Origin of the sequence: Bacillus sp. AFS001701, assembly GCF_002559405.1 — a bacterium.
Taxonomy (GTDB): Bacteria; Bacillota; Bacilli; order Bacillales; family Bacillaceae_G; genus Gottfriedia.
This window is the reverse complement of record NZ_NTZO01000642.1, coordinates 1-398: the sequence shown is the minus strand read 5'-3', so window position 1 is coordinate 398 and position 398 is coordinate 1. Positions and strand designations below refer to the sequence as shown.

At 36.9% G+C, this 398-nt stretch carries 1 protein-coding gene; it reads left to right on the top strand.

Annotated elements, in window-relative coordinates; all coding sequences use genetic code 11:
- A partial coding sequence (locus CN514_RS24295) for an SDR family oxidoreductase (protein ID WP_141529516.1) occupies positions 1-334 on the top strand: 334 nt, incomplete at its 5' end.
- Positions 335-398: the final 64 nt, after the last annotated feature.

Below are 398 nucleotides of genomic sequence, written 5' to 3'. Positions count from 1 at the left end.
GATTGCTGGCTTAGTCGGAACGAATCCAAACGTAATGAATGCTGTTGGATATAGTGCTAGTAAAGGTGCAGTGATTAGTTTTACAAAAGATTTAGCTGCGAAATGGGGTCCAAGTGGCATTTATGTAAATGCATTAGCTCCTGGATTTTTCCCGACAAAAATGTCTAAAGATGTTATTTCCCACGGAACAAATGAAATACTAGAATCTATACCACTTAAGAAATTTGGAAACGAAGACGAGTTAAAAGGTGCGGCTTTATTTTTAGCAGCTCCAGCTTCGAATTATGTGACTGGGTCTGTTCTAGTTGTTGATGGTGGAACATCGATCGTTTAATGTTTGAAACATCATAATCAAAAAGGAGTTTTGTAAATGGGCAAACTTCATCTTTTGATGAAAA